Source organism: Picosynechococcus sp. PCC 7117, from assembly GCF_001693275.1.
Taxonomy (GTDB): domain Bacteria; phylum Cyanobacteriota; class Cyanobacteriia; order Cyanobacteriales; family MRBY01; genus MRBY01.
The window spans coordinates 1169623-1188900 of the sequence record NZ_CP016477.1 but is presented as its reverse complement, the minus strand read 5'-3'; the positions used below and the strand labels follow the sequence as shown (position 1 = coordinate 1188900).

Annotated in this window: 17 protein-coding genes and 1 pseudogene; 12 read left to right on the top strand and 6 right to left on the bottom strand. The window is 48.4% G+C overall.

What is annotated here, in order from left to right; genetic code table 11:
* Nucleotides 1-56: 56 nt before the first annotated feature.
* The gene (locus AWQ22_RS05795) at nucleotides 57-1223 is read right to left on the bottom strand and encodes a DUF58 domain-containing protein (protein ID WP_065710460.1); all 1167 of its coding nucleotides are present in this window, start codon (nucleotides 1221-1223) and stop codon (nucleotides 57-59) included.
* Nucleotides 1224-1328: 105 nt separating this feature from the next.
* Between AWQ22_RS05795 and AWQ22_RS05790 the strand changes: the two genes are divergently transcribed.
* Nucleotides 1329-1856, top strand: coding sequence for a GIY-YIG nuclease family protein (locus tag AWQ22_RS05790; RefSeq protein WP_065710459.1), 528 nt, complete (start codon nucleotides 1329-1331; stop codon nucleotides 1854-1856).
* Between the two features lie 123 nt (nucleotides 1857-1979).
* Here the strand turns inward: AWQ22_RS05790 and AWQ22_RS05785 are convergent, their stop codons facing one another.
* Nucleotides 1980-2444 (bottom strand): hypothetical protein, encoded by a 465-nt coding sequence (locus AWQ22_RS05785; protein WP_157094584.1) that lies wholly within the window; start codon nucleotides 2442-2444, stop codon nucleotides 1980-1982.
* A gap of 504 nt (nucleotides 2445-2948) precedes the next feature.
* Between AWQ22_RS05785 and lpdA the strand changes: the two genes are divergently transcribed.
* The 4 genes from lpdA (at nucleotide 2949) to hslO (ending at nucleotide 7151) form a co-directional block, all read left to right on the top strand.
* Nucleotides 2949-4385 (top strand): dihydrolipoyl dehydrogenase, encoded by a 1437-nt coding sequence (gene lpdA, locus AWQ22_RS05780; protein WP_012306749.1) that lies wholly within the window; start codon nucleotides 2949-2951, stop codon nucleotides 4383-4385.
* 134 nt (nucleotides 4386-4519) lie between these two features.
* On the top strand, nucleotides 4520-4717 hold the full coding sequence (locus tag AWQ22_RS05775) for a hypothetical protein (protein WP_012306748.1): 198 nt from the start codon (nucleotides 4520-4522) through the stop codon (nucleotides 4715-4717).
* Between the two features lie 119 nt (nucleotides 4718-4836).
* A complete protein-coding gene (locus tag AWQ22_RS05770) occupies nucleotides 4837-6153 on the top strand; it encodes a PrsW family glutamic-type intramembrane protease (RefSeq protein ID WP_065710457.1) in 1317 nt (438 codons plus the stop codon).
* Between the two features lie 101 nt (nucleotides 6154-6254).
* Complete coding sequence (hslO, locus tag AWQ22_RS05765) at nucleotides 6255-7151, top strand: Hsp33 family molecular chaperone HslO (protein WP_012306746.1); 897 nt, start codon at nucleotides 6255-6257, stop codon at nucleotides 7149-7151.
* A 49-nt stretch (nucleotides 7152-7200) separates the two neighbouring features.
* Here hslO and AWQ22_RS05760 read toward each other — a convergent pair.
* Nucleotides 7201-8059: pseudogene (locus tag AWQ22_RS05760) on the bottom strand (Tab2/Atab2 family RNA-binding protein).
* A 51-nt stretch (nucleotides 8060-8110) separates the two neighbouring features.
* Here AWQ22_RS05760 and AWQ22_RS16930 point away from each other — a divergent pair.
* The 4 genes from AWQ22_RS16930 to AWQ22_RS05745 all read left to right on the top strand — a co-directional run bounded on the left by AWQ22_RS16930 (nucleotide 8111) and on the right by AWQ22_RS05745 (nucleotide 10019).
* The gene (locus AWQ22_RS16930; protein ID WP_198166526.1) at nucleotides 8111-8308 is read left to right on the top strand and encodes a hypothetical protein; all 198 of its coding nucleotides are present in this window, start codon (nucleotides 8111-8113) and stop codon (nucleotides 8306-8308) included.
* Nucleotides 8260-8697: a BLUF domain-containing protein gene (locus AWQ22_RS05755; protein ID WP_012306744.1), complete on the top strand. Its 438-nt coding sequence runs from the start codon at nucleotides 8260-8262 to the stop codon at nucleotides 8695-8697. Before AWQ22_RS16930 ends, AWQ22_RS05755 begins: the two co-directional genes overlap by 49 nt.
* 82 nt (nucleotides 8698-8779) lie before the next feature.
* The gene (locus tag AWQ22_RS05750) at nucleotides 8780-9424 is read left to right on the top strand and encodes a class I SAM-dependent methyltransferase (protein WP_065710456.1); all 645 of its coding nucleotides are present in this window, start codon (nucleotides 8780-8782) and stop codon (nucleotides 9422-9424) included.
* 31 nt (nucleotides 9425-9455) lie between these two features.
* Nucleotides 9456-10019 carry a YqeG family HAD IIIA-type phosphatase gene (locus tag AWQ22_RS05745; protein ID WP_012306742.1) on the top strand — a complete coding sequence of 188 codons (564 nt, stop codon included), beginning with the start codon at nucleotides 9456-9458 and terminating at the stop codon, nucleotides 10017-10019.
* A 414-nt stretch (nucleotides 10020-10433) separates the two neighbouring features.
* On the opposite strand, the gene smc is transcribed toward AWQ22_RS05745, so the two are convergent.
* A complete protein-coding gene (gene smc / locus AWQ22_RS05735; protein ID WP_065710454.1) occupies nucleotides 10434-14063 on the bottom strand; it encodes a chromosome segregation protein SMC in 3630 nt (1209 codons plus the stop codon).
* A 197-nt stretch (nucleotides 14064-14260) separates the two neighbouring features.
* Between smc and AWQ22_RS05730 the strand changes: the two genes are divergently transcribed.
* Together AWQ22_RS05730 and AWQ22_RS05725 are read left to right on the top strand one after the other, a co-directional pair.
* Nucleotides 14261-14986, top strand: coding sequence for a WecB/TagA/CpsF family glycosyltransferase (locus AWQ22_RS05730; RefSeq protein WP_062433395.1), 726 nt, complete (start codon nucleotides 14261-14263; stop codon nucleotides 14984-14986).
* An 86-nt stretch (nucleotides 14987-15072) separates the two neighbouring features.
* Complete coding sequence (locus AWQ22_RS05725) at nucleotides 15073-15633, top strand: Uma2 family endonuclease (protein WP_065710453.1); 561 nt, start codon at nucleotides 15073-15075, stop codon at nucleotides 15631-15633.
* A gap of 322 nt (nucleotides 15634-15955) precedes the next feature.
* Here AWQ22_RS05725 and AWQ22_RS05720 read toward each other — a convergent pair whose 3' ends face one another.
* Both AWQ22_RS05720 and AWQ22_RS05715 read right to left on the bottom strand, forming a co-directional pair.
* A complete protein-coding gene (locus AWQ22_RS05720; protein WP_065710452.1) occupies nucleotides 15956-17152 on the bottom strand; it encodes a hypothetical protein in 1197 nt (398 codons plus the stop codon).
* Nucleotides 17153-17185: 33 nt separating this feature from the next.
* Nucleotides 17186-17515 carry a hypothetical protein gene (locus tag AWQ22_RS05715; protein WP_065710451.1) on the bottom strand — a complete coding sequence of 110 codons (330 nt, stop codon included), beginning with the start codon at nucleotides 17513-17515 and terminating at the stop codon, nucleotides 17186-17188.
* 140 nt (nucleotides 17516-17655) lie between these two features.
* On the opposite strand from AWQ22_RS05715, the gene AWQ22_RS05710 reads away from it, so the two are divergent.
* Complete coding sequence (locus AWQ22_RS05710) at nucleotides 17656-19161, top strand: UbiD family decarboxylase (protein WP_062433390.1); 1506 nt, start codon at nucleotides 17656-17658, stop codon at nucleotides 19159-19161.
* The last annotated feature ends 117 nt before the right edge of the window (nucleotides 19162-19278 follow it).

The following is a 19278-nucleotide window of genomic DNA, read 5'->3' as shown; positions in this document are numbered from 1 at the left end:
TTTTCGCGGCAATTGTGGAGAATTGCTCACGCTGCCCTGGTTTGCTTGGGATTACCCTAGGACAAAAGGCGATCGCTTTGCCGTTGCAACTGTTGGGGTAGGGGATCGATGGGATTAATGATGAGACCTGGACAATGGCCCCCATTCACCGTCTGTTCAGGCGCTCCTTGGAAAAAGAGCCAGCGGTTGCCGGGGTTTAACTCCAGGAGCGTTTGGGGGTTTTGGGTTAACCACAATAATGAACCTTCCGGGCGGGATAGAGACGTATTTTCTCCCAATGGCTCAGGATTAATCCGGGCGAGGGCTTCGAGGATCGTCGCGCGGCTGTTGAGCAGACCACTCTGGGCTGTCCAAAATTTCACATTCAATTGCGATCGCCGGGCATAAAAATAGAGAGACGCCGCTGCACTGGCCGCCTGTTCAAAGCTATCGGCCTCCCAAGTAAAATGATGATCCAAACAAATAATCAGTTCTTCGCCGCCCGTGGTGATTTCTAGTTCTCGTACCTTGAATTCCCCAAAACGGGCACTGCTGCGCCAGTGGATCAACCGCATTGGGTCGCCCATCCGGTAGTTCCGAATTGCCTTCGTCATCCCTTCGGTGGCGTTTTGATAGAGATTTTCACTCTGAAATTTGGTGCTATCTTCGCTGCCGATGTGGTCAATGATCGGGCAACTACTCAGGGGGAAAATTTGCGGATAAACCACAACGCGGCCCGGTACTGAACGCCGCCGCCGACACCAAAACAAGCCCAAGGGGTTTGCGGTGCGCAACTCGACTCCCTCCCACTGAAATACACCACGTTTTTGGGCGTCAAGCTCGTAGACCCAATCTAAACTTTCCTGGGGTGCGAGGGTTTCTAGGACTGTCCGCCGGGGTGCCCCCAAGCCAGACGAAATTTGATCTGTGACAGCAATGAGGGTTTTGGCGTTTTTACTGTCATTGGTCAGGGTTAGATGGAGGCTTAAAACTTCCCCAACGCTAACCGGGGCCGTGGGCGATCGCCGAATTTCAAGTTGCCTCAAGGCTCGCACTGGCAGGATTGCCCCTAAACATAAAATGGCGAGGATCGTACCGCTGAGGACATATAGCCAGCCCGCCATCGTATTTGTGGCGGCCCCAAAAAAACAGAGGGCAATGACAAATAAAATGCCACCCCCATAGGCGGGAGCGACCCAACGTCGTTCGAGGCTGAGGTAAAAATTATGCTGCGGTTGTGCCATAGGTTGAAGAGAAAACCATTAAGGATGTTTACGATCGCCCCTCGCCGGGGGACGGCCTTACCTAGGATCAATAGTAATGCCCCTTTCCATTGTTCCCAATTGTCTATGTCTTTGCCCAAACTCACTGAGTTAGACTTTTTGCCCTATATCGATGCTGACGGGGCGATCGCCCCGACCCTGGGGGGCAAGATTGGCCTCTATGGGATCTTCGATGGGAGTCAGACCCTCTGCTATGTCGGTTATTCCCGTGATGTGTCCAAAAGCTTGCAGCAGCACCTTATTCGTTGTCCGGAACAATGCCATTGGGTGAAAATTTTCCAGTGCGATCGCCCCAGCCGGACTCTCCTAGAAGAAATGCGGGCTGCTTGGCTGGCAGAAAATGGCACCGTGCCCACTGGCAACGGCGAGGCAGAATCCCTCTGGACGCAACCCATCGACATTAAAGAAGATTTGCCCCCAGCAGAACGGGAAGCCCTTCAACAAAGCACCGAATTAGAAATGGTCAAACACCTGAAAAACTATGCTCGCCAGCGGGAAGCAACCATCAAAGAATACCTAATCGGGCGGGGCCTCAAAATTGACCTCCGCTTTCAGCCCAAGCTCAAGGAACAGGGGCTCCTAGACCTGAAATAATGGCGGCTACAACTGCGGAAGAATATAGCGATCAAGAATTGTGGGTAGTGCTGTTTAAGTATTCAATATTGACATCACACTAGAGGTAATGGGTTCCACAAGTTAAAAACATAACTTTTGGATTTATTGCGTCAAAGGACAGCCCTGGTCACGGGTGAGGGAAACAACACTATGGCGAGAATAGGGTTCTTCCCCAGAACTTTTGGCAATGTCTAACTTGACTTTTAGGGCACTCATCTGGGGATGGTCTGCAAAAATAGATTCGGCTAAATTCCGGTTCATAATTTCCCAGTAATCTGTTTCGTTGGGGTATTCCCGTAGAAAACGTTCGATTTCAGCGGCGAGGGGCACAAAATTAATGTAGTTTGACCGCTGGGCCGTGGGTTGGTCAACGTAGCGAAAATCGACAGCAATATTGAGAATTGCCCAATCTTGGTGCTCAATGGCATAGTCATCGATGGTGAAGCCAAAACTTTCTTCCCGCAGCAGGCAGGGATCAAGGGGCGTGGCGATCGCCGCTGGCATAGGGAGAATCAATAACGAGGCCAGAACAAGGATTAGAAATTTTTTCGAGGGAGAAAGCAACATTATTTCAAGGAATGGGAAATGAGAAAGCTGTGATCGTACAACTACCGGAATTCGAGGGGGGCGATCACCTTGTAGGGCTTTAGGGGGAAATGGCTGAGGTGAGGTCGGGATGGGGCACACAACGATGGAACAACGTGGAATCGTTAATGATACGATCATAGTGGCAATGGGGTAAATCCCGTTATCGAGCCAAAACTGGTGGCGACCTTGCGTATCGACACAAACGTACTCTCAAGACAAAATGCTTGATTGGTGAACAGTGCGACCTACGTGAAACGTATTAAGCAATTGAATACCTCCAAGCAAATCGGTGGGACGCATCGATTAAGCCTGTGGAGCCGAACCCGTAGGGATGGCAACGAAGCAGGAACTTCTCAGTAGCCAGGGTGCGCAAGAGTTCACCCATGAGGCGAGAAGCCCGTGCTGTAATCTTGATTCAGCATCGGGAAAACGTCACGATAAGCTAACAAAAGGAAATTGGCTGAGTAAGAGCATTAAAACTTCATGAGTGAAACACAGTTTGATTATGATTTGGTGATTATCGGCGCGGGGGTCGGTGGCCACGGTGCCGCGCTCCATGCCGTGAAATGTGGCCTAAAAACGGCCATCGTTGAAGCCGCAGACATGGGTGGTACTTGCGTCAATCGTGGTTGCATTCCGTCTAAAGCGCTGTTGGCTGCCTCCGGAAAAGTCCGGGAAATGCGCGACCAGAAGCACCTCAGCGAGATGGGTATTAATGTTGGTGCGGTTGATTTTAGTCGTGAGGCGATCGCCGCCCATGCTACCGATTTGGTAAACAAAATCCAAAGCGATCTCACCAATAGCCTCAAGCGTTTGAATGTCGATATTATTCGCGGTTGGGGAAAAATTGACGGCGTCCAGAAAGTCTGTGTCATTGGCGAAGACGGTGTGAAAAACATCACCGCCAAAGAAATTATGATTTGCACTGGCTCGAAACCCTTTGTCCCCCCCGGCATCCAAGTCGATGGCAAAACCGTTTTCACTAGCGACGATGCAGTCCGTTTAGAAACCCTGCCCCAGTGGGTCGCAATTATTGGGAGCGGTTACATCGGCCTCGAATTTTCTGATGTTTACACCGCCCTCGGTTGCGAAATTACGATGATCGAAGCCCTCGATGATCTGATGCCTGGCTTTGACCCAGAGATTGCGAAACTAGCAAAGCGCGCCTTAATTGATAGCCGTGACATCGAAACCTATACTGGCGTTTTTGCCACGAAAGTTATGCCTGGCTCTCCGGTCAAGATCGAACTCACCGACGCAAAAACTAAAGAAGTCGTCGAAAATCTCGAAGTAGATGCTTGTCTGGTCGCCACCGGGCGCGTCCCCGCCACAAAAAACCTCGGCTTAGATGCCGTTGGCGTGGAAACAGACCGCCGGGGCTTCATTGAGGTAAATGACAAAATGCAGGTGATCAAAGACGGTCAACCTGTACCCCATCTCTGGGCTGTGGGCGATGCCACCGGAAAAATGATGTTGGCCCATGCTGCCTCTGGTCAGGGGGTTGTGGCCGTCGAAAATATGATCGGCAATGCCATGACCGTTGACTATGCCGCGATTCCGGCAGCAGCCTTTACCCACCCAGAAATTAGCTATGTGGGGATGAGCGAACCCCAAGCGAAGGAAGCCGCCGCTGCGGGTGGTTTTGAAATTGCCACGGCTAAAACCTATTTCAAAGGCAATTCTAAAGCCCTCGCTGAAAAAGAAACCGACGGCATCGCCAAAATTATCTACCGTAAAGATACCGGGGAATTATTGGGCGTCCATATTATGGGGATCCATGCTTCGGATCTGATCCAAGAGGCCGCCAATGCGATCGCCGAGAAAAAACCCGTCCAAGAATTGGCGTTTAACGTCCACGCCCACCCGACCCTCTCGGAAGTTCTCGACGAAGCCTACAAGCGAGCGAAAGTCACCGCGTAAATTACGTTAGAATTTGGCATCAAAACAGGGGTTGTTCGCTGAATAGATTCAAGGAAAACCTCTGTTTTACCCTTATCTCACTCTTTTTTATAATCCCCTAAACCAAATCTTTGAGGCATAAAACCATGGTTTCGATGACCCCCAAAAGTGGTGTTTTATTATTACTATGCTGCGTCTTTGCGATCGCCGCTGTGGGTTGCGTGTTTGAACTCAGTTCCGGCGAACCCGATCTCGGTGCGACCAATACCACCATTATCCTGGCCCTCAGTATTCCCCTGACCATTGCCTCTTTTTTGTGGGCCGTCCAAGATACCCGTGCCAACCAAGACTAGGCATTCAACAGCCCGTATCAATTTACAAAAATATCTTTAAGATCCGGCAATCTATCGTTATAACTAAAGTTGAGGCGGGGCGCTCCTCCGTCTTTTGCGTTTTAGAAAAAATTATTACGATGCAAGCTTCTGGTATTTTGCGCCAAATTTCTACTGGCGGTGTTCAAGCCCCACTGCTGCCCGATTTTTCCCTTGATCATCGTCAAGAAATTCTCATTGGCCGCGAACCCAGTTGCCAGATTGCCCTCAACCCCAATCTTTACACCGTTGTCTCCCGTCGCCACGTTCTGATTCGCCCCCAGGGTCAAGGTTGGGAAGCCGTTGATCTCGGCAGTGCGAATGGCACCTTTATCAATGGTCAACGGTTACAAGGTTCACGAATCCTGCAAGCAGGCGATCGCCTCACCCTCGGAGACAATGGCCCCAGCTTTAGTTTCGAGTTCCAGAGCCAAGGCCACAATCCCCAGGCTCCCCTCGATCCCGGTTCCCATATCCCTGTCCCCGGCCCCATTGTCAGTCCCAACTCCAACCTCACCCTGACCCAACTTTTTCCCATCGCCGCCACCGGGAAAGACCTCTCCAGCAAAGCCTATCTCGTGCCGGGGATCCTCACCGTTATTTTTGTCGTCCTCATGTTCGCCACCATTGGCGCACCTGGCCTCTTTAATTTTTTACTGGGAACCTATATTGCTGGGGCCGCTTTTTACTACATTTATCAACTCTGTGGTAAGCGTAAAGCTTGGATCGTTATACTTGGTTCCGGCTTCCTTACAGCCCTCATGTTAGTTACCCCGGTTGTTGACTTATTCATTTTTGTATTTCGAGTCATTCTGCCGGGCAATATCAGTGACGCTGATGGCGTGGGTCGACTCTTCGTCGGCATGTTTTTTGGTGCTGGCCTGATGGAAGAAATTTTGAAGGCAATTCCTATTTTCGTCGCCATGGGCATCGGCAACCTGTTTGGCCCGAAACGTCGCGAAAAAATTGGTGTCACCGAACCCCTCGATGGTATTTTGCTTGGAGCAGCCTCCGCCGTCGGTTTTACCCTGATTGAAACCCTCGGTCAGTACGTCCCCAACATCATTAACGAAGTTTCCCTTCAAGTCGATCCCGGCACAGGGGAATTACTCGGTTTACAACTGCTCATTCCCAGAATCCTCGGTTCCGTTGCTGGGCACATGGCCTACAGCGGTTATTTTGGTTATTTCATCGGTCTCAGTGTCCTCAAACCTTCAAAGTCTGTGCAGATCCTGATTATTGGTTGCCTTACCTCCTCGTTACTCCATGCCCTTTGGAATACTGTCGGCTCTTTCAGTAGTATCCTGTTGGCGGTGGTGGGGGTTTTCTCCTATGCTTTTCTTGCTGCGGCAATCCTCAAGGCCCGTGCCCTTTCTCCGACCCGCGCAGAGAATTTTGCCACCCGCATTGCGAAATAATCTGGCCTAAATCTAAAACGAGAATCTCCGGTACCCACCACGATTTTGTGACGGAGAAGTTGCCATAATAGAATTTACAAAAATTCACTTTTCCTAGACCTATGGCAGATCAACTCATTCGCGGTACCGCAGCAGACAATGGCATTCGGGTAGTGGGCGTTATTTCCACAAATCTCACTGAGGAAGCCCGACAACGCCATAAATTATCCTATGTGGCGACGGCTGCCCTAGGTCGCACCATGGCTTCGGCCCTGTTGATTTCTTCAAGTATGAAAAAACAGGAAGCCCGCCTCAATCTGCGCATCAAAGGCGATGGCCCCCTGGGGGGATTATTGGTGGATGCTGGCCCAGATGGCACCGTGCGGGGCTATGTACAAAATCCAGGCGTGGAGTTGCCTCCGAACGCGAAGGGAAAGTTAGACGTGGGCGGCGCTGTGGGCAAAGGATTTCTTTATGCGGTGAAAGATTTTGGTCGGGGCTACCCTTACTCCAGTACGGTAGAGTTGGTTTCTGGGGAGATTGGCGATGATGTTACCCATTATTTAGCAACCTCGGAACAAACCCCTTCGGCGTTGTTAGTGGGAGTCTTTGTCGGTGCAGAGGGGGTAACCGCCGCTGGGGGAATTTTGCTACAGATCTTACCGAAAGCGGCCCGTGACGAGAGCTTAGTGGCCAAACTAGAAAGTCGGCTGGGACAATTATCGGGCTTTACGCCGCTATTGCAGCAGGGCAAGTCTCTCCATGATATTTTCCAGGATCTCCTCGGCGATGAAGATCTCAACATTTTCCCAGAGACACAAATGGTGCGCTTTGACTGCGGCTGTACCTTTGAGCGGATGATGGGTGCCCTGAAGATGTTGGGCCAGGATGAGTTGCTGGATATGATCGAAAAAGATGGCGGGGCAGAGGCCACCTGCAATTTCTGCAACGAGGTGTACCATGCGGATGTGGATCACCTGAGTCGCTTGGTTGAGGAATTAAAGGCTGATGCCCATTAGAGAAGGCTTTCTAGGGAAAGTTTGTTTTTCTAAGGAAGAATTTTAAGGATTATGCCTGGAGCATCCAAAACCCGGCAAATTGTTCTTCGTCGGGGTTTTTTTGGATAGCAAGGAAATGAATTCCTGCTGCGGCTTTTTTGGCGGCTTCAAATGATTCTGCTTCTTTGAGGGTTTGGGCGTTGGGTAGGTCGGCGACGATCCAACTGTCGCTCACCCCTGTTTCGAGGACGAGGCTACTGCGGGGATTTTTTTTGGAGATGGAGAAATCCGAGTTCGAGGCCAGACATCCAACCAGCGAGGGGGACAGCCCTAGGAGAAAAAATCAAAAGACCGGGGATCTTTGTCGTGGGGTCGAGGTGGGTCAGGGGAAAGGGTTCGCCAAAGGCAATGTCCCATTCGTCAAAATCACTGAAGGCACTAGCTTCGAGGGAAACGATCGCCCATTTGTCTCCTTTATCCCCCCGAACGGCATCGGGGAGGGCGATCGCATTAAGGGCGGGATATTGGACGGAGCTAGATTTGGCGGATTTCTCGTCGTAGTTGGCTTCCTGGGGATAGACTTCCTGTTCCCGCTGGGTGATCCAGGTCATGAGGGTATAGGTGCGACGGGAGGGGGCGGCGGGAATGCCTGCATCTTCGCAACCTTTGGTGATCATGTTATTCATCTGGCGGCGAAAGAAGCGGATCTTGGTGGGGCTTTGGCCGGAGGTGGCGATCGCCTTTTCGATGGCCGTCTTGAGGGTGATCGAATTTACATCGGTGTTGCTGCAAAATTCACTGTAACGGAAAAGGGTCGTCGGATCCTGCTGGATGCGGGTGGGGGTTTCGCAGATGAGGATTTCCCACAGTTTTTTGTCGTTGTCATCCAAAAGCGGGCGCGAATAAAAATCAAGTTCCCAAATAGTCACGGTAAATCTCAACTACACAACTAAACCATTACTGATTTTGCCCCATTGACCTTGCTTTATTCAATTCCAGGGGTTGCAATTTCCCCAAGAGCCGTCCTTGAGCTGGGGAGTAACCAGGCGATCGCCTTCTTGATCACCGCCGGAGATGAATTTTTTTTGGTAGTCTTATACACGTTATTTCGGGGTGGAAACACAAAACCATGGCGCTTTATCGACTTATTTACGTTAGCCAGGCGATCGCCGAGCTAGAGTACCGCGATCTCATCGAAATTTTGCAAAAATCGGAGTTTAACAATCGTCGAGCTGGAATTACGGGGATGTTAGCCTTTGGCGATTTGATGTTTTTACAAATTTTGGAAGGGAGTCGGCGGGCCATTAGTGAAACTTACAATCGCATTTTGCTAGATTCGCGCCATACCAACGCCGAATTAATCGAGTTTTCAGAAATTGACCAGCGCGACTTTGGGATCTGGTCGATGAAGGTGTTGCAACTGAATAATCAGGACGAAGTGCGGCAGATTATCCTGAAATATTCCCATTCAGAGACCTTTTCGCCCGTTTCGATGACCGGCCCCCAGAGCCTTAATTTTTTGCGAGAAATCACAGCCCTCTATCATCAGGGAGGCATCCAGCAATAGCGCGGCAGCGGTGGGGATTCTTTGTTAGCTTATGTTCTGGACTCTATGCATTTTTTGACGATATTTTTCCGAGGCGATCGCCATGGCTACCTTTCTCCGGACCCTCAGCTACCGTTATCAATGGCTTTACGACACCATTTCCCGCCTCGCGGCCCTAACCGTCGGTGGTGAGACCCGTTTTCGGAACCTTGCTCTCCAGGGCTTAACCGGAGACAAAACCCTAAAAATTCTCGATTTATGTTGCGGTGCTGGCCAAACCACCCAATTTCTCACCCAATATAGCGACGACGTCACCGGGCTTGATATTTCCCCCCTCGCCATTGAACGGGCAAAAAAAAATGTCCCCCAAGCGAATTATGTCGTTGCCCCCGCCGAAAAAATGCCCCTGCCGGATCAACACTTTGACCTGGTTCATACCAGTGCTGCCCTCCATGAAATGACCCCGGCGCAACTGAGCCAAATTTTCCAGGAAGTGTACCGTGTCCTTAAGCCTGGCGGTATCTTTACCTTTATCGATTTGCACCAGCCGACCAACCCTTTTTTCGTTCCCAGTCTCTATACGTTCATGTTTCTCTTTGAGACCGAGACCGCCTGGCAGCTGATCAAAACTGATTTAGCCGAAAAACTCACCACCACAGGCTTTGAAATCCATAAACAGGAACAGTATGCAGGCGGAAGTTTGCAGATGATCCAGAGCCGAAAACCGGGAAGTGAGCCGCTAAAATAAAAGCTTGGAAATCAACAGCAACTGAGGTGTTATGGCGCTATTTAATTCCAATTTACTGGAGCCAAACTTAATTTTAGGGAAAACCATCTTGCATCTCAGTCCAGAGATTATCCGTCATCACCGTTTAAAGGGTTTGATCCTCGATGTGGATGACACGTTGGTCTCGATGCGCCAGAGCTATGCCTCAGATGATGTGCTGGAGTGGGTGACCCAAGTCAGACGGGTGGCGGATATTTGGCTCGTGAGCAATAACCTCAGCCAAAAACGGATTGGGCGAATTGCTGAGTCCCTAGAGTTACCTTATTTGTTCGGGGCAAAAAAACCATCTCGGAAAAAGCTCCGTAAAGCGATGGATGCCATGGATCTGCGCCCCCAAGAAGTGGCGATGGTTGGCGATCGCCTGTTTACAGATGTCCTCGCTGGCAATCGCTTGGGTTTATTTACGATTTTGGTGGAGCCGATGATTGATCCCCTCGTGGCGACACGCCAAAACCCAGTGCGGAATATCGAAGTCTGGATTTCAAAATTCCTTGGGGCCTCCTTTGATGACATGAAACAAACCTTTACAAAAGGCCATAAAAGTAAACCTCGATAAATATAAAAAAAATGTTACGAATCTGTTGAGATTGGCAATAATCAGGCATAATTTTTTACAGAAAATATAACAAGGGATCACCTGATATATATAGATCCCAACATAATAAACTACTAAAATTTTTTTCAACTTGTTTCGTTCGGGTCGATTCCTCAGGGGATCGATTTTTTGTCTGTTTTGGGTAAAATAACAGCGTTTCTTCTGGTTTTCCGCGAAAATCGTTACAGACCGAAATCAAAGAAAACATTTATCAATATTCCAAAAAGCGCAACTAGCTAAAGATAGACTTATTTCACCAACTAAGTTTAAATACCTATTCCGCAATCCAGATTTCTTAATTTTTACCTTCTAGTGATGGGTGATTGTCTATTAAATGGGCACTAAAAATAGCCCTGACAAAGTTCCCAAAAAGCATCATAATTGAATCCCTAAAACCTGGGTATAGGCACCCCGGGCCTGGGTGACACCAATGGTGCGCTGGGAAGCTTCGATCATCGGCCGCCGTAGACTGACCACCAAAAATTGCGCCTGGGCCGCCTGCTGCTTAATCATCTTGGAAAGACGCTCCACATTCGCCCCATCCAAAAACATATCCACCTCATCGAAGGCATAGAAGGGAGAGGGACGATAACGTTGAAGCGAAAAAATAAACGATAGGGCCGTGAGGGATTTTTCCCCCCCGGACATGGAACTGAGCCGTTGTACTGGTTTGCCTTTGGGGTGAGCCACCAAATTCAATCCCCCCGCAAAGGGATCCGTTGGGTCATCAAGTTGTAAGTAGCCATCACCGTCGGAAAGGGTGGCAAAGATTTTTTGGAAATTTTCGTTAACGGCGTCAAAGGCTTTTTTAAATTCCTGGAAGCGGCGCGTGGTAAAGCGTTCAATGCGGGCCAAGACTTCGAGGCGTTCCTGTTCGAGGGTGGATAATTTTTCAGATAGCTCCCCCAGACGAATTTGGGTTTGTTCATACTCCTTGAGGGCGAGCATATTCACGGGTTCGAGATCTTCGATTTTCTTTTGGGTGCGACGATTGGCCCGCTGCAATTTCTCAATCTGTTCTGTGATCTCCTGGAGAGCTTGGTCGAGTTTTTCGGGGATCACCTCCAGGATCAGATGGGCTGGATCAAGATCCGGCGGCAGTTCGGCCTCTTGGGCTTGGAGGTGCTGTTGCAGTTTTTCGAGCTGTTCAGCCCGTTCCTGTTGCTGGGTTTGGAGTTTTTCCAAACGCCATTGGCCTTCTTGGTGCTGTTTTTGGAGATTTTTGAGCTGAATTTCCGCCTGATCCCGTTGTTTTTTTACATCGCCCATCTGGGCAGAGAGTTCCGCCAGCAGGGTTTCAGTAGTCTGGATTTCGGTATCGATTTGATCGAGTTGGGTTTGGATAACAGCGATTTGCCCTTGGAGATCTTCTAGTTGGGTTTGGGTTTCCTGGAGTCGTTGTTCGTCGTTGGTTAATTTTTCACTGAGACGAATTAGCTGGGCGTTGCGGTCTTGGATCGTTTGTTGGGTGCTGTTGAGGGTCTGGGCAGCCGCTTGGAGGGTGACTTCCTGGGCTTTGATTTCCTGTTGGATTTCTTGCCACTCCCGGTGGGTTTGCTGGGCTTCGAGCCGGGCTAGATGTTGTTGTTGAGCCGCTAATTGTTGTTCGAGTTGCGGAATTGTCTGGGTGAGATCTTCGAGGTGGGTTTCGGCGATCGCCAATTCGTTTTGAGACTGCTGTTGCTGTTGTTGGGTTTGGGCAAGTTGGGGGCGCAATTTTTCGAGGGATTTCGTGAGTTGCGCCTGGTGCAGTTGGGCTTCCCGTTCCCGTTGGCGGGCTTGGGTCAGTTGTTGGCTGAGATCCTGGAGGCGATCGCCTTTGTCGAGGAGGGCATTTTCGGTGTAGCGCAGTAGGTGCTCAATTTCTTCGAGTCGTTCCCGCAGGGCGACGATTTCCGCCGAATCCCCCGTGGCCATGCTGCCAAAATGGAGGGTCGATTTTTGGGAGAGGCTGCCCCCAGTCATCGCCCCCGTGGTTTCCAGAAGTTCTCCATCAAGGGTGACGATGCGGGTTTGCCCCATAAAATTCCGGGCGAGATCGAGGCTTTCAAAGACAGCAGTGCTACCAAAGACGTAGCGAAAAATATCCAGATAACGGCGATCGCATTGGATCAGGTTAACGGCAAAATCAACAAAGCCCTGGGCGTAGCGGGGAATGGTGTTCGTGGGCAATTTCGGGGCGCGGATTTTATTCAAGGGCAAGAAAGTCGCCCGGCCTGCCCGCTGATTTTTCAGAAGTTTGATCCCCGTCGCTGCCGTTTCGTCATCTTCAACCACCAGATGCCCTAGGCGACCCCCAGCGGCAATTTCCAAAGCCCGTTGATAATTTTTTTCCACTTGGCCCAATTGAGCCACTAAACCATGGACACCGGGTAAATTGGCGTTCAAAATCACCTTCGTCGCGTAGGTGCCCTGGGCTTCCTGTTGGGCCTGGGAACGGGCTTCGAGTTGATCGAGTTGCCGTTGTTTGTCCCGCTGTTCCCGTTGGAGGCGATCGCCGGTTTCCTGGTCGAGTTTGCGGCTTTCTTCTAGTTGGGCGAATTGTGTCGCAAGGGTTTGGATGGTTTCCTGCTGACGGGTAATTTCCGTTTGGGCCGTGGCTAATTCCGTTTCCTGTTGAGTAATATCGGCGCTGAGTTGGGTAATTTGCTCAGTTTGGCTGGTAATTGTTTGCTGAAGCTGGCTAAGGCGTTCTTGCAGGAGGGCCTGTTCGGTGCGTTGGGGATTGAGTTGATCTTGGATGCCTTGAATTTCCTTGGCGATCGCCGCCTGTTCCTGTACCCAAGCTTCCGAAGAACTGGCTAACTCATCGGCCCGTTGGCGACTGTCCTGGAGGATTTTTGCGGAGGCGGCTTGGGCGGCCTGGTGTTGAGGGAGGGTTTCTTCCTGGAGGGTGAGTTTTTCTTCTTCGAGGCGCAGCAGTTGTTGTTGGTTGACTTGCACCGTTGCTAAAAGTTGGCGGTGGAGCTGGAGCGATCGCCGTTGGTCTTCCTCTAATTCCGTTTGTCGTTGGCCCCATTGGTGCCGTTTTGCCTTTTGGGTGGCGAGTTTGGACGCAACCGAAAGCTGTTCATCTTCCCCCAGGGCTTTTACTTTCGCGTTTAAACTTTCTAGGGTTTGGCCAGTCTGAAAAATTTCCCCATCCAAAGCGTTCAAATTTTGGGTTAACTGGGTGCGTTCCTGGGCGCTGCTGGCGAGATCCCGTTGCAGTTTTTCTTCCTGGAGTTGGAGCGATCGCCAGGTTAAAAGAACTTCTTCCTGCTGCTGGCGGGCCAGGTCAATTTTAAGCCGTTGGTATTGTTCGGCCTTGAGGCGATCGTCGGCCAGCTTTTCTAAATTGCGTTCTAGCTCCTGGCGAATGATGTGGCACTTTTCTTCCCGTTCTTTGACTGCATTGAGGGTTTCTCTGGTCTGGGTAATTTTGCGGTCAAATTCTGCCACGCCCGCCAGTTCATCGATGATTTCCCGCCGCTCCCGCCCGTTCATCGTAATAATCCGCGTCACGTCCCCTTGGAGCACGACGTTATAGCCTTCGGGGTAAATACGCAGGCGATTCAGTTGTTCGTGGAGTTCCGTAGCAGTGCAGGGCTGGTCATTAATGTAATAGGTCGAGGCATAACTGCCGCTTTTGGTAACCCGGAGTTTGCGTGTCACCGTCCAATCGTGGCTCTGGAATTGCGCTAAAAATTCCTTTAATTCCGAGGCTTCTGTGGCTTCCGTTTGATATTGCTGGGCGAGATCACTGAGGTCAAAGGTGACCGACACTACCGTTTCGGCAGCACCTTTCCCTTGGCTGTGTTTGTGATTGATCAAATCTGGCAACCGTTCGGCTCGCATTCCCTTAGAACTGGCGAGGCCCAAGCAAAACAAAATGCCGTCGAGGATATTCGATTTTCCCGAACCATTTGGCCCAGAAACCACCGTAAAACCAGGACGTAGGGGCACGGCGACGGTACCACCGAAGGATTTGAAGTGGGAAAGCTCGATTTGCTTGATGTGTACCATCAGCGCCGGACGGGGGACAAAACAGAGGTTGAGTTAGAATTTTAGCGTCTAACTGCCCAGGCAAAGTGTTTTATCGGTGGCGATCGCCAAATCTTCCTGAGAACTTTAGACAAGCGCGATCAATAGCCTGCTAGAGTGGATGCTATATCTTGACGCCTAATTTTTTGTCTATTTCACTAAGGTGTTGACGTTCGTCTATGTTGACTGCTGAATCTTTTCTGCCGAGTGTCCCTGTATTTCAGGTGTTGGTACATCTACACCCCAACTATTGCCAATGGCTGACTGAGCGGATCCAGCACCATCAGGGAACGCACGTGGTCACCCTCAACGCCGAAATTGCGATGATGACGGAAAAAAGTAAGGCGATCGCCAAGGTGATCAAGCAGGCAGATTTGATTATTCCCGACGGCGCAGGGATTGTCCTCTACCTCAAGCTCAAAGGCAAAAAACAGCACCGGGTACCCGGCATCGAACTCGCAGAACAACTGTTGGCCCAGGCCGCGGCCCATGATTGGCGGGTGGTCTTTTTCGGCGGCTCCCCTGGGATTGCTGACCAAGCAAAAGAAAATTGGCTCAAACGTTATCCTGATTTAGATATCACGACCCAGCACGGCTATCTCACCCCAGAAATGGCAGCGGACTGGCAAGGTCAACTTAAACAGTTACAACCCCAACTCATTTTCACTTGCCTTGGTGTCCCGAAACAGGAATTTTGGATCGAGGAACATCGCCATCTTTGCCCCCACAGCACTTGGATTGGTCTAGGGGGAAGTTTTGATGTGTGGGCTGGGGTAAAACAGCGGGCACCAAAACTTTGGCAAAAACTCCATTTAGAGTGGCTTTATCGTCTTTATCAGGAACCTTGGCGCTGGCGACGGATGTTAGCGTTACCGCAATTTGTTTGGCGTGCTTTGTGGTCTTAGTCAATTCAAATGCTTGAAGTCAAAAGCAACATCTGCAGAATTGAGTAGGATTAAAGAAACATCATCAACGAATCAAGGTGCTTGGTATGGTAGACACCCTCGCCCAAAGACTAACCCTCCAAGCTTTTTTACAGCAACCAGAAACAACACCTGCCAGCGAATATATTGATGGAGAAGTCATTCAGAAGCCGATGCCAAAAGGAAGGCATAGCCGTTTACAAGGAAAGCTTTGTGCTGTGATTAATCAGGTTGCAGAAGACCAAAAAATTGCCTATGCTTTTCCTGAATTAAGATGTAGCTTTGGTACACGCTCCATCGTGCCTGATATTGCAGTTTTTCGGTGGGATCGAATTCCCTTTACCGCAACTGGCAGCGTTCCCGATAATTTTGATCTCGCACCAGATTGGACGATCGAAATTCTTTCCCCAGACCAAAGAGCCAATAGGGTTCTTGGTAACATTCTCTATTGTTTGGAACATGGTAGCCATTTAGGTTGGTTTATCGATCCTGATGATTTGAGTGTTTTATTTTTGCGATCGCAACAGCAACCCGCATTATACCTTGGCGATCAAGTTATTCCTGTTCTCCCTGATTTAGATTTAAAACTGACAGTAAATCAAATTTTTAGCTGGTTAAAGATGATCTAAATTAATATGCTCTTTTTAGAGGCGATCGCCAATTGTTCAGAATTGAGTAATTGATCAAAATTATGGAGGATTTCTTGGGCTAAAGCAATCATATCGCTTCATCTCAATGTTTATCTAGAGTTTAGCATAGGTACAAATCAGCATCGCCAAAACATGACTTCCATCGCCCATCATCTATTTCTGGCTAATCCCTATCGCCCAAATATGATTTCAAGAAACCTATTAGTAGCGTGTGTTAGCGCAGCATAACGTACAAATGAAACACAAAAAAAGCGCGTTACATTTCATGAACATCCCTACAGATCGGCAATCAATTATCAAATTAAATAAAAAGCCCCATAAATCGAAGAAATGCTCTACATTTTTTTCTATCTTCCTCTGACAAATTAAAATATATTCTTAGAAGACGACCTGTAAATCTGGCAGTAAGCATTGCCGTTAACCAAGCTGGAATAGCCGGTCCTGTAAACATAGCGGACCCTATTGTTAGCCCTAGAGAGGCAAGACCTATGACACCAAGTGTTTCACTAAGAATATTCCAGAAAATTTTCTTCCCTTCATCAATCTCTTGTTTTGAATAAGTCTCATTTTTATGTTTCTGCATTTCTTCTTTGAGACTCGAAACATTATTTTGAGAATTAGACTGAGAAAAATCTTGAGAACTGTTTATTTCAATTTGTCGTTGAGATAGTGCTTTTAATCGTTTTATTTCATCCACTCTTGCTATATACAATGTTTCCCCTTGATGAATAAACTCATAAACACAAGGTGAAAAATCTCCCCCAATTTTTCGATAATTAAAAGTCTTTAAAAATACTTGTTTAAACGCATCAATCTGTTTTCCCTTCAATTCAAATCCTTCTATGAATTCATTGCTGAAGGTATTTAGATTAATGATTTTGACTGATGATTGTTCGTCACTGATTGAAATAACTGTATAATTCAATCCCTCATACACAAAGTTTTTTAAAAATATTTTCTCAATGGCTTCAATAAAATTAAAGGATACATTAATTGTCAATTCACGGTCTAACACAATATCTGATGAGGAATCCTTAGATAAGCCTAGTGTATATGTATAAAGATCTTCGACGTTTTTAAAGATAGATCGCGAATAATTTTGGAAGTGGGTGATATTATCAGAAGGGATGAGATAAATTTCTTGAAATGTTGTTTTAATTGGAATTATTTCAAGTTTTGTAGGAAGTATTGATACAATGTCGTTAGCGACTTTCTCCAATTTTAATGCGGAAACCTGTTCTTGGGACGATACGTTACATGTCAACTTAAAGCCTTCAATGAATTCTTGTGAACTATTGACATTCAAATTAATGAGACAAAGATTAAGTTTTCCATCTGTAAATTCAAAAGGTCTACATGGAAAATTATCAAGAATAAATGTTTTGATGAAAAAATAGCTTTTAGCTGCCTCACAAAAGCTTTTGGGTGACATCACAACCCTTGTATGTTTTGTCTTTCCAGTCGGAAATGCGCAGATAGTTGTTTCAAATCTACTCATTTGATATATTGCTTAATGATTTTAAAAAAAATCTTAAAAGATATTGGATAGAAATTCTGAAATAGTCTCAATAATCCCCTCATCTAGAGCCTGTTCATTTAAAATACTATCGGAACTATCGATAACATAAATATCGCTGTTCAAAGGTGTAGAGTCCAAAATGCCATCACCATCGGCATCCATATCATAAGCTCCAGAAATACCATCATGATCAACATCTGTACCTAAATTGTCTGCTTCTGTTTCATTGGGATTTGTCCTCCAATGACCTGCTACCTGTTGACCATTGGCTTTTTGATAGCCTGCAATCCAATTAAATCCAGGTTTGCCAGCATAAGAGTTTTCATCAATTGAGTTAGACATAATTGGAATAGATAGTTTTATTGTTATTGATTCGAGAATACAGAATTAAAGAGAAATCGCTTGTTTTTCTCTTCTTAAGTGCTAAAACCGTTAAGCTATAGAACATACATATCTTTAGTTATACAACTCAGACGGCAAACATGGCACGGGATTTACGCGCATTTATCAAATTGGTAGAAGAACGGGGGCAATTGCGCCGCATTAAGGCTCTGGTGGATTCGGATCTAGAAATTGCCGAGATTGCAAACCGGATGCTCCAGGTCGGTGGCCCGGCGTTGTTATTTGAGAATGTGCGGGGGACTTCCGTTCCGGTAGTGGTAAACCTGCTGGGTACAGTGGAGCGGATTTGCTGGGCGATGAAAATGGAAAAGCCCGAAGAATTGGAAGATTTAGGCCGAAAATTGGCAATGCTCCAGCAGCCGAAGCCCCCGAAAAAGATTTCCCAGGCGATCGATTTTGGCAAGGTGCTGTTTGATGTGCTGAAGGCGAAACCCGGTGGGAGTTTTTTCCCTCCTTGTCAACAGGTAGTGATTGAGCAGGAAGAACTAGATCTGGGTTTGATCCCGATGTTGCGTCCCTACCCCAAGGACGCAGGAAAAAATATTACCCTCGGCTTGGTAATTACAAAAGATTGTGAAACGGGGGTGCCCAATGTGGGGGTTTATCGCCTGCAATTGCAATCGAAAAATACGATGACGGTGCATTGGCTCTCGGTGCGGGGTGGGGCGCGTCACCTGCGGAAGGCGGCAGAAAATGGCAAAAAATTAGAGGTGGCGATCGCCATCGGTATCGATCCAATCTTAATCATGGCGGCAGCAACACCGATTCCGGTGGACTTGTCAGAGTGGCTGTTTGCAGGGCTATATGGCGGTTCTGGGGTGGCATTGACCAAATGTAAAACCGTTGATCTCGAAGTCCCTGCCGATGCCGAATTTATCCTCGAAGGGACGATCACCCCCGGCGAAATGCTCCCTGATGGGCCGTTTGGCGATCACATGGGCTATTACGGCGGCGTCGAGGATTCTCCCCTGGTGCGCTTCCATTGCCTGACCCACCGCAAGGATCCGATTTATCTGGCTACCTTTAGCGGTCGCCCTCCCAAGGAAGAAGCGATGATGGCGATCGCCTTGAACCGGATTTATACACCGATCCTGCGGCAACAGGTTTCCGAGATTGTCGATTTTTTCCTGCCGATGGAGGCCCTCAGTTACAAGGCCGCGATTATTTCCATCGACAAAGCCTATCCTGGCCAAGCCCGTCGCGCTGCCCTCGCTTTCTGGAGTGCCCTACCCCAATTTACCTATACGAAATTTGTGATTGTGGTGGATAAAGATGTAAATATCCGCGATCCCCGTCAAGTTGTCTGGGCGATTAGTTCCAAGGTAGACCCCGTACGGGATGTGTTTATTTTGCCGGATACCCCCTTTGATACCCTCGATTTTGCCAGCGAAAAAATTGGCATGGGCGGCCGCATGGGCATTGACGCGACGACAAAAATTCCTCCTGAAACTGACCACGAGTGGGGTGAAGTCCTTGAGTCCGATCCTAAGATTGCCGAAAGATGCGATCGCCGTTGGGCAGAATATGGCCTCGCTGATATCGATTTAACCGCCGTTGATCCCAACAAATTTGGCTACGAAATGTAGAAAATAAACCCGATCAAACCCAAAAATATCCTCAAAATTTCAGGGGCTAAACTCAATATTTTGCCCAACGAACAATCTGCCTCGCCTTGATAGAATATTGAATCCCTAGTCCTAACC